Origin of the sequence: Noviherbaspirillum denitrificans, assembly GCF_002211445.1 — a bacterium.
Classification (GTDB): domain Bacteria; phylum Pseudomonadota; class Gammaproteobacteria; order Burkholderiales; family Burkholderiaceae_D; genus Noviherbaspirillum; species Noviherbaspirillum denitrificans.
Map to the genome: position 1 here is coordinate 2,358,751 of NZ_LSTO01000001.1, position 9,212 is coordinate 2,367,962.

The window sequence follows — 9,212 nt, forward strand, 5'->3', positions numbered from 1 at the left end:
CGGTGAACCTGTCTGCGCAAAGATATTCGCAGCCCGGCAGCGCCGCATCCACTGCCCGCAGCCGCGCGAGGAACCACTTCTGGTAATCCTCCGCCGCCTGCGGAAGCCGCCGTTCCTCCGGCTCCATGTGACGGTAGCGCAGCACCAGCGTCTGCGGGAAGGTCAGCGTGGCTTCACCGAAATACAGCCAGTTGAGCCACGCGCCGTAGGCCGGTTCATCGGGTTTCACTTCGAGCGGAGAGGGCGCGTGCCTGCTCACCAGGTACTGGCAGATCGCCGCCGATTCCGTCATCCGCACGTCGCCGTCGAAGAAGGCCGGCACGGTGCCGAGCGGATTGATCGCGAGGTATTCGCGGCAGTGCACGCGTGGCGGGAAGGGCAGCATCCGGAGTTCGTAATCGATGCCGTGACGCAGGCCCAGTTCCTCCAATGTCCACAGGGGACGGAAGGAGCGGGCGCTGACGCTGTGATAGAGGGTAATCATGGTGTGGGGACTCGCGGCAAAAAAATAGCCACCGGACGGTGGCTATGTATAAATTCTGGTGCTTCAGATGCCGAGCATTTTCTTGGCTTCGCCAAGCGCTTTCATCGACTCGTCGTGCTTGCCTTCCTTGTGGAATTTCTCTCCGTCGGCGCGCAGCGACTTGATCTTCGCCATATTCTCGGCGCTGATGCCGCTGGCGCTGCCAAGCTTGGCGTCGATCGCCTTCATTTCATTCGGACAGTTGTGCGCGCTGGCGAGTGCGGACACGGATAGCAACAGGACAGCCAGGATCGTTTTCATCTCAGTCTCCTCGTTGGATCGGGATGGATAAATTAGCAGCATTCCGGGAGTTTTGCATTGCTGCCCTGCGACAAGCCAAACGCCGATAGCGGCGCCTCGCTATACTGGCCGAATTCGATGGCGAAAGGACAAGCAATGGCACTCACCGGAAAGATGATCACGATGACAATGGGCGACGGCGCCGCGATCGGCGTCTACCATGCCGAACCGGCCGGCGCGCGGCGCGGCGGCCTGGTCCTCATCCAGGAAATCTTTGGCGTCACCGAACATATCCGCGAACAGTGCGATCGCTATGCCGCTGAAGGTTATGAGGTGCTTGCGCCGGCGCTCTTCGACCGCGAGGCGCCCGGCCTGCAGGCAGGCTATTCGCCCGAGGATGTGCAGGCGGCCCTGCGCGTGGCGCGCGAGCAGCATCCTTTCGACCAGTCCGTGGCCGACGTACAGACCTGCATCGACAGCCTGAAAGACAAGGGGCCGGTCTTCATCACCGGCTACTGCTACGGCGGTTCGGTGACCTGGGCGGCCGCTTGCCGTTGCACGGACCTGGCGGCCGCATCAGGTTACTACGGCAGCCTTATCCCGAAGATGGCCGGTGAAACGCCGCGTTGCCCGACGATCCTGCATTTCGGCAAGTTCGATGCCAGTATTCCGCTTGAGGGCGTCGAGGCGGTCAGGGCGCAGCATCCGCAGGTCGAGGTGCACCTGTACGAGGCAGGCCACGGATTCAACTCCGACCGACGCAAGGACTATGATGACGGAAGTGCAACATTGGCGCGCGCCCGCACGTTGGCGTTGTTCCGCGCCCACGGCGGCTGAATGGGTGCCGGAACTGTAAAAAATTGAGTAATTACTTGCCCCAGTGCATTGTCGTGCGGTAGGCGAACTGCTACGCTCAATGAAAATTTTGACGACCAGCAGGGGCAACAATGATTGACGCAGTTCAGAAGGATATCGACGAGCGCAGCAACCTCACCAGCTCGAACAAGTTTGAAATGCTCCTGTTCCGCTTGGGCGGCGATGCCAACGGCGAGCGCTCGGAGCTTTTCGGCATCAATGTGTTCAAGATCCGCGAAATCGTGGCGATGCCCGAAATCACCGGCATTGCCGGCTCGCGTCCGCACATGCTGGGCGTCGTCAACCTGCGCGGCCAGATCATTCCGGTGCTCGACCTGCCCGCCATCGTCGGCTGCATTCCCAAGACCGGCCTCAACATCCTTCTGGTGACCGAGTTCGCGCGCACCACCCAAGGCTTCGCGGTCGAAGCAGTGGAAGACATCGTTCGCCTCGACTGGAACCAGGTCCTGTCGGCCGAGAACACCGCCGCCGGCCGTACCGTCACCAGCATCGCGCGCCTGGACGGCAATACCGAAGGCTCGCGCCTGGCGCAGGTGCTGGACGTGGAAACCATCCTGCGCGAAATGGGCGCGCCCGGCGAGCAGGATGTCAATCCGGAAGAGGTCGGCGACAAGGTCATCATTCCTCCCGGCGCGGTGGTGCTTGCCGCCGATGACTCGGTGGTCGCCCGCTCGCTGATCGAGCAGGGCCTCGAAGCGATGGGCGTGCCCTTCATCATGACCAAGACCGGCAAGGAAGCCTGGGAGCGGCTGCAGTCGATCGCCGTGCAGGCGGAAGCGGAAGGCAAGACCGTGCAGGACAAGGTCGCGCTGGTGCTGTCCGACCTTGAGATGCCGGAGATGGACGGCTTCACGCTGACACGCAACATCAAGCAGAACGCACGCTTCGCCTCCATCCCGGTAGTGATCCATTCGTCGCTGTCGGGGACGACCAACGAGGAGCATGTGCGCAGCGTGGGCGCCAATGCCTACGTGGCCAAGTTCAACGCCGAGGATCTCGCCACCACCCTGCGCAAGGCACTGGCGAAGTAATCATTTGTTTTCCCGGGCCAGCGCGAGGAACTCACCGCGCAGCCCGAGGTTGGTCCGCATTTCCCCCAGCAGCGCCGAGGTGACCGTTTCCTCGCCCGGCGTCTGTATGCCGCGGCTTTCCATGCACATGTGGCGGCAACGGATCACGACGCCGACCGACAGCGGCTCCACATGCTCCATCAGCGCTTCCGCGATCTGTATCGTCAGCCGCTCCTGCACCTGCAGCCGCTTCGCGAAGCAGTCCACCAGCCGCGTCAGCTTCGACAATCCCACGATCTTGCCATTCGGTGTATACCCGACCGTCGCGGTGCCGAAGAAGGGCGCGAGATGGTGCTCGCAATGGCTGTACACCGGGATGCCGCGCACCACGATCAATTCGTTGTATTGCTCGGCGCCGTCCTCGAACACCTTGAGGATGTCGGCCGGGTCCATCGCATAGCCCGAGGTCCACTGCTGCCACGCTTTCTCCACGCGCTGCGGCGTATCGAGCAGGCCCTGGCGCGAAGGATCGTCGCCGAGATGCTTCAGCAACCTGCGCCAGTCGTGCTGCGTGAAATTTTCTTCTTCCAGGTCGTGGATCGGCGTGGCCCGCATCGGCAATGTCATGTCTCTCTCCCGTGAACTGTGTTTATTTCGTGCAGCGATGCCAGCATAAACCAAGCAGGAAATCACTGCTTCGCGCCGGGATCCAGCCTGGCCAGCGTCCCGGCCACGATGCGGTCGCAACGCTCGCCGTCGAAACCGAAGGCGTCTTCCAGCGCGAAATCGAATTCGCGCGACAGCGATTCGCGCAGCATGCTGCGGGCGCGGAAGAAGCGCGTGCGCACCGTCGCGTCAGGGATGCCGAGACAGGCTGCGGTCTCCTCCACCGTCAGTTCTTCCAGCGCGCGCAGCACGAAGACGGTGCGGAAGGCATCCGGCAGTTCGTCGATCTTCTTTTCGAGCAGCTTGCGCGCATCGGCACGCATCGCCGCGCGCTCGGGTTGTTCAGGATGTGCTTCGTCCATGCCGGTCTCCGCCATATCGAGGATTTCGTCGTCGCCGGCGAGCTGGATGATTTCCGCACGGCGAGTGCGCTTGCGCGACCGGGCGATCGCTTCGTTGACCACGATCCGTGTCAACCAGGTCGCCAGGCTCGATTCGCCGCGGTACTTGTCCATGTTGCGGTAGGCCAGAAGGTAGGCATCCTGCAGCGCATCCTCCGCCTCCGCATCGTCTTTCAGGATGCTGCGCGCGGTACGGTACAGCGCGCGGTTGTGCCGGCGCATCATCAATTCGAACGCCGAGGTATCGCAAGCGGCGATGCGATGTGCAAGGTCGATGTCTGTCAGGCTGGTGTCGGGTTTGGCGGCGGTATTGGGCATGGCGCGCTTTCTCGTCTGGTCATTTTGCAACATTAGATGAAACGGAGATTGCGCGCGTTCCCGCGTGCTTGAAGGATTTGCAACTACACTGGGAAAAGTACCCACAACCGGACATATCCATGAATCCGCACATCACTGTCCTCACCCTCGGCGTCGACGACCTCGAACGCGCGGTCGCGTTCTACCGCGACGGCCTCGGCTTTCCCACCAATGGCATCATAGGCGCCGAGTTCGAGAACGGCGCCGTCGCCTTCTTCGATCTCCAGCACGGCCTCAAGCTGGCGCTCTGGCCGCGCCGCAGCCTGTCGATCGACAGCGGCCTGCCGCTGCAGCCTTCAAGCGCCACGGAGATGTCACTCGGCCACAATGTCTCCTCGCCCGGCGAGGTCGACGTCATCATGGCGCGTGCGGCACAGGCCGGCGCGACGATCGTGAAGGCGGCGCAGCCGACCTTCTACGGCGGCTATGGCGGCTACTTCCAGGATCCAGATGGCCACCTGTGGGAGATCGTGTTCAATCCGGGGTTGGCATCCTTGTAAGTGCATTTTTGACATTTCTGGCAGAATCCCCACACAGAACAAGGTTAAACCACCAGGGAGATAACACCATGAACAACGCACTGCGCACCGCTGTCGTTCTCGCCATGGCGGCAGCAACCGCCGTCCACGCGCAATCGCGCGGCCCCGCCGCCCAGTACTGGGTCGACCTCTCGACCAGCAATTTCTCGATGCCCGGCATGCCGGAAGACGGGGCTGCCGCTGGCCTGCTCGGCGGCCTCATGGGCGGGAACAGCTTTGGCGGTTCCATGGGCATGGGCGCGCGCGGCAAGTCCATGGATACCGAGCTCTACGTGCGCGCGCATCCGTCGGGGGTGGAAGGCACGCATGCCATTCCGGGCGGCATGAGCATGGGGCCGTCGCTGCTGCTGGTTCCGAACAGGCCGCAGCCGGCGGAGCGGGGCACCACGACGCGCGACGAGACGCCCGATCGCGGTGACAAGCCGAAGGGGCGCATCCTGCTCTACTGGGGCTGCGGCGACACGATTCGTCCCGGCCAGCCGAAGGTGCTTGACTTCGCGAAGCAGGATTACGCCGAATTCGCCCAGTTCTTCGCCAGCCACGGCGGCGCGAGCAAGGGCGTGCAGGGCCGTCCGGGGCATTCGCTGTGGCCGAACGAGCGCGACAACAAGCGTGTGCCCGACAATGCGTCGCTGGAAGGCGAGCATGCGGTGAGCGGCGATGGCGTGCCGGCGACGCTGAAGTTCAATGTGGGCGCGCCCTACGATTTCCTGCCCAAGGTCCAGCTCACGACACGGGGCGCGCCGAAGGATGGCGTGCAGGTGTCATGGACCGGCATGCAGCACGCGAAGGGCTACTTCCTGCATGCGCAGGGCGCGGCGGAAGGCCAGGGCGGGGCGCAGGACATGATTTTCTGGAGCTCGAGCGAAAAGCCCGACAACGGCTGGTCGCTCATGACCTACCAGTCGCCGGCGCAGATCACGAAACTGCTGCAGCAGAAAGTCATCCTGCCGCCGTCCACTGTCGACTGCAAGGTGCCGAAAGGGATCTTCGACAAGGCGGAAGGAGCGATGCTGAACATGATCGCTTACGGCAACGAGCTGAACGTGTCCCATCCGCCGCGTCCGGAAAAGGCGCCGGCCAACTGGCAGCCGGATTGGACGGCGCGGGTGCGGATCAAGTCGACCGGGATGACGATGCTGGGCATGGACGAATCGCGCGAGGCGCAGCGCAGCGGACGCGGCAGCGTGACGGCGAACGAGCCCGAAGGGAATGCGGCACCGCCGTCGCTGCAGGACGTGGTGCCGAATCCGGTCAAGCTGCTGAAGGGACTGTTCGGTAACTGATCGGAAAAGATGTCGTGTCAGGGCCTCACATACCCTGACGCGGCTGCCCTTGCTGCACATTTCCGCGCCATGCGCCGGTGGCCTGCCCGCGCGACTCCAGGAATTCCTTGAACCGTTCCAGGTCGCCTTCAACGCGACGCGATACGACGCCGACCGCGTCGCCCACATTCTCGGCCACGCCTTCCGGGTCATAGTCCATCTGCAGCATGATGCGCGTGGTGTTCGCATCGATATGGTGGAAGGTGACGACGCCCGCGTTCTGCGCGCCGGTGGTGCTGCGCCAGGCGATGCGCTGGTCGGGAATCTGCTCGGTGATCTCCGCCTGCCATTCCTTGCGCTTGCCGGCCACGTTGGCGCACCAGTGCAGGTGCGTGTCATCGAGTTGCCTGACTTCCTCGACGCCTTCCATGAATTTCGGAAAGTCTTCGAACTGCGTCCATTGGTTGTACGCGGTGGACACGGGAACATTCACTTCGATCGATTTTTCGACAGTGGACATGTTTTCCTCCAGGGTTGTCAAAAGCGGTACGTAAGACCGCATGTGGGCGTTTAGACAAGCCCTGGACGGAAAATTCCGAAGGCATGTGTTGGCGCCGCTATAATCGGCGGCAACGTTCCACCAGGTCATTCCCATGCTGCCTCTCGAAACAACCATGTCCCCGCTGATTCAACCTGGAAAAAAGGGAGCGCAGGCATGAAGCTGAAAATGTCGGAAAACTCGCTGTTCGCGATCCTGCTGCGCAAGCCGTGGTGGATCAGCATTCTGATCGCGATCGTTGCATCGCTGGCGGCAAGCGTGCTGTTTCCGCGCCAGTATGCGGCGTACGGCATCTCCGCCGGATTCCCCTTCTTTGTCATCGGTATCATCGCCGCGGTGAAGCAGTGGCCTGCGCCGGACGCTTCCGCCGTCGCGAACACACGGGAAATGGTCGCCGCGATGAGCTGGCGCGACTTCGCCGATGCCCTGGAGGCTGGTTACCGCCGCGACGGTTACGACGTCAAACGCCGCGAGGGCGGTGCCGATTTCGAGGTCGTGAAGGACGGCCGCAAGGCGGTTGTCAGCGGCAAGCGCTGGAAGGCGGCCAATACCGGTGTCGAACCCCTGCGCGAACTGGTGGCCGCAGCCGAGTCGTGCGGCGCGCATGAACGCCTGTACATTACCGTCGGGCCGTTGAGCGAGAACGCCCGCCGCTATGCGGACGAGCAGCGCATCCGTGTGCTGCGCGAAGACGCGCTGGCGTCCCTGCTCAGGGGGATGGTACGCAAGTAACTACCGTCCGTCTTTTAGCGCATCCCTTTCCGCAATCGATTTCTTCAGCACGTTTTCCGCCACCGCGACTTCCTCAGCCAGCCGCTTCTGGCGCGCGTGGTAGTCGTCACTCAGGCGCGTGCCGCCCGAGGCGGTGCCGATGCGTTCTCCCGGCAGCGGTTCGGCGCCGGCTTCCATGCGCTTGCGTGCATCTTCCAGCAGCATTTCGGCACGGATCACATCGGCCTGCGCATCGTCCGCCGTCCTCGGCTTGCCGGGGACGGGGATGACGGTGACCCGGTCGACCGGCGTGGGCAGCGTGCCCATCGGCGGCGAAGGTGGTGTGCCTGACACGGCGGCGGACGGCGTACCGGTCGGGGGTGGATCGATGGTAAGGGTTTCATCTACCCGCGCACCCTTGACCGGCTTGTCCGAATAGATGACGCGGCCGTTGGGCGTAACCTGGCGGTAGACCTTGGTGGCAGGTTTGCCAATCGGTTCCGGCTTGGGAATATCTTCAGCCGGCACGGCGGCAGGCAGCAGGGCGAGGGCAAGGATGCATAGGCGGGGCAGGGTCATGGCGGCGCTCCTTTGGCACACCATAGCAGGCCCGCGGGCGGGACTTCCTGAGAATGAGCAAGGCGCGGGAATGCGGCGAAAGTACGACAGTTTCCTGTCCCAAGTCATTGTTTCCGCAGGAAATACTTCATTTCTGAGGGGAAATGCCGATAATGGAACTGCAGCCCCACCTCTTGGGGACCGTCGCCATGTCAAAAACATTGCCCGTCATCGCCGTGATCGCCGCATTGGCTTCCGCTGCGCTTGCAGCGTTGCCCGGCCATGCCGCCGAGTCGAAGGCGGGAAGGCCGGGAAATGCCGCTTCGGCCAGGCACCAGGATGCCACGAAGGCCGCCAAGGGCAAGCGCGGCGACAAGGAAGCACCGCGCCGTATCGTCACCTACAACCTGTTCCAGGATCCGGTTTTCAAGCTCAACGGCGCGCTCGCCGACAAGCGCCAGCTTGGTGCGCCTACTGTCCACGACAAGCATGCGCAGCTCGGCCATGCGCTGAAGGCCGAGCCGAAACCGATGCCTGAGCCTGACACCTCCGGCATCGGTTTCGGCTGCAGCGACAAACCCTTCCGGCCTCCGGCCAACATGCGCGAAGTCACCGCGTGCTATAAGCACAACGTGGACCGCTCGTGGAAAGCGCAGACCTACCTCTCGCGCGAATACAACACGGAAGGCATGCAGAAGTGGGGTGGCGGTCTCGCAGTGCGTTACGCTTACTGACCCGCCTCCTCCACAATCCACTCGCTGAATATCCGCACTTCCTCCCGCGGTGCCTCTGACGCCTGCACCAGCCAGTAGGCATGGTCGTCGATTCCGACTTCCGCATCCTTCTGTGCCACCAACCGTCCATCGTCCAGCATCGGCCGCACCAGCGCCAGCCGGCCGAGCGCCACGCCATGGCCGGCGATGGCGGCCTGGATGACCTGGTCGTACTGGTTGAAGTGGAGATAACCCTTCGGCTTGGCCTGGCCGAAACCCTTGGCACTCAGCCAGTCCGCCCAGTGCAGCCAGGGCACACCGCCTTCGTCCAGTTCCAGCAGCACCTGCTGCAGCAGCGCGGCCGGCGTGCGGAATGCCTTCGCCGCAACCGCCCTGCTCGCCACAGGCACGACGGCCTCGCCGAATAGCCGCCGCGCGCCTTGGGGAATGCCCGATTCCCGGGTGTAGCGGATAGCTACGTCGATGCCTTCACGCTCCAGATCCAGGATGCGGTTGTTGGCGGCGACCCGCACGTCGATGTGCGGATGCGCGGCCTGGAAGCGGCCGAGGCGGGACAGCAGCCACAGCGACGTCACGCCGATGCTGGCGGTGATCGTGACCGGGCGCACGCGGGCTTCTTCCTTCAGCGATTGCGTGTATTCGGACAGGCGCTCCAGCCATGGGGAGGCGAGGTCGAACAGGCGCCGGCCCGCTTCGGTCAATGCGACCGCGCGATGCTTGCGCACCAGCAGCGGCGTGCCGAGATGCTCTTCCAGCGCCTGCACCTGCCGGCT

Annotated in this window: 13 protein-coding genes; 6 read left to right on the forward strand and 7 right to left on the reverse strand. The window is 63.4% G+C overall.

The genetic code is table 11. The features are described from left to right. On the reverse strand, positions 1-484 hold a 484-nt coding region (locus AYR66_RS11520; protein WP_088709760.1), incomplete at its 3' end, for a glutathione S-transferase family protein. A gap of 63 nt (positions 485-547) precedes the next feature. Continuing rightward, the gene (locus tag AYR66_RS11525) at positions 548-784 is read right to left on the reverse strand and encodes a hypothetical protein (protein ID WP_088707605.1); all 237 of its coding nucleotides are present in this window, start codon (positions 782-784) and stop codon (positions 548-550) included. Positions 785-919: 135 nt separating this feature from the next. On the opposite strand from AYR66_RS11525, the gene AYR66_RS11530 reads away from it, so the two are divergent. Together AYR66_RS11530 and AYR66_RS11535 are read left to right on the forward strand one after the other, a co-directional pair. After that, on the forward strand, positions 920-1,600 hold the full coding sequence (locus tag AYR66_RS11530; RefSeq protein WP_088707606.1) for a dienelactone hydrolase family protein: 681 nt from the start codon (positions 920-922) through the stop codon (positions 1,598-1,600). Between the two features lie 113 nt (positions 1,601-1,713). Further along, on the forward strand, positions 1,714-2,670 hold the full coding sequence (locus AYR66_RS11535) for a chemotaxis protein (RefSeq protein ID WP_088709761.1): 957 nt from the start codon (positions 1,714-1,716) through the stop codon (positions 2,668-2,670). Here AYR66_RS11535 and folE read toward each other — a convergent pair whose 3' ends face one another. Next, entirely contained in the window at positions 2,671-3,276 is a 606-nt protein-coding gene (folE, locus tag AYR66_RS11540; RefSeq protein WP_234814881.1) for a GTP cyclohydrolase I FolE, read from the reverse strand. 62 nt (positions 3,277-3,338) lie between these two features. After that, on the reverse strand, positions 3,339-4,034 hold the full coding sequence (locus tag AYR66_RS11545) for an RNA polymerase sigma factor (protein ID WP_088707607.1): 696 nt from the start codon (positions 4,032-4,034) through the stop codon (positions 3,339-3,341). A 119-nt stretch (positions 4,035-4,153) separates the two neighbouring features. Between AYR66_RS11545 and AYR66_RS11550 the strand changes: the two genes are divergently transcribed. Both AYR66_RS11550 and AYR66_RS11555 read left to right on the forward strand, forming a co-directional pair. Continuing rightward, a complete protein-coding gene (locus tag AYR66_RS11550; RefSeq protein ID WP_088707608.1) occupies positions 4,154-4,573 on the forward strand; it encodes a VOC family protein in 420 nt (139 codons plus the stop codon). Between the two features lie 68 nt (positions 4,574-4,641). Continuing rightward, the gene (locus AYR66_RS11555) at positions 4,642-5,898 is read left to right on the forward strand and encodes a hypothetical protein (protein ID WP_088707609.1); all 1,257 of its coding nucleotides are present in this window, start codon (positions 4,642-4,644) and stop codon (positions 5,896-5,898) included. 25 nt (positions 5,899-5,923) lie between these two features. On the opposite strand, the gene AYR66_RS11560 is transcribed toward AYR66_RS11555, so the two are convergent. After that, positions 5,924-6,397 (reverse strand): SRPBCC family protein, encoded by a 474-nt coding sequence (locus AYR66_RS11560; RefSeq protein WP_088707610.1) that lies wholly within the window; start codon positions 6,395-6,397, stop codon positions 5,924-5,926. A gap of 195 nt (positions 6,398-6,592) precedes the next feature. Between AYR66_RS11560 and AYR66_RS11565 the strand changes: the two genes are divergently transcribed. Further along, complete coding sequence (locus AYR66_RS11565; RefSeq protein WP_088707611.1) at positions 6,593-7,168, forward strand: restriction endonuclease; 576 nt, start codon at positions 6,593-6,595, stop codon at positions 7,166-7,168. Here the strand turns inward: AYR66_RS11565 and AYR66_RS11570 are convergent, their stop codons facing one another. Continuing rightward, the gene (locus tag AYR66_RS11570) at positions 7,169-7,726 is read right to left on the reverse strand and encodes a DUF4124 domain-containing protein (RefSeq protein WP_088707612.1); all 558 of its coding nucleotides are present in this window, start codon (positions 7,724-7,726) and stop codon (positions 7,169-7,171) included. A gap of 188 nt (positions 7,727-7,914) precedes the next feature. Between AYR66_RS11570 and AYR66_RS11575 the strand changes: the two genes are divergently transcribed. After that, positions 7,915-8,439 (forward strand): hypothetical protein, encoded by a 525-nt coding sequence (locus tag AYR66_RS11575; protein WP_141104060.1) that lies wholly within the window; start codon positions 7,915-7,917, stop codon positions 8,437-8,439. Here the strand turns inward: AYR66_RS11575 and AYR66_RS11580 are convergent. Continuing rightward, positions 8,433-9,212 (reverse strand): LysR substrate-binding domain-containing protein (locus AYR66_RS11580; protein WP_088709763.1); only part of this gene is annotated, 780 nt, incomplete at its 5' end. The genes AYR66_RS11575 and AYR66_RS11580 overlap by 7 nt on opposite strands.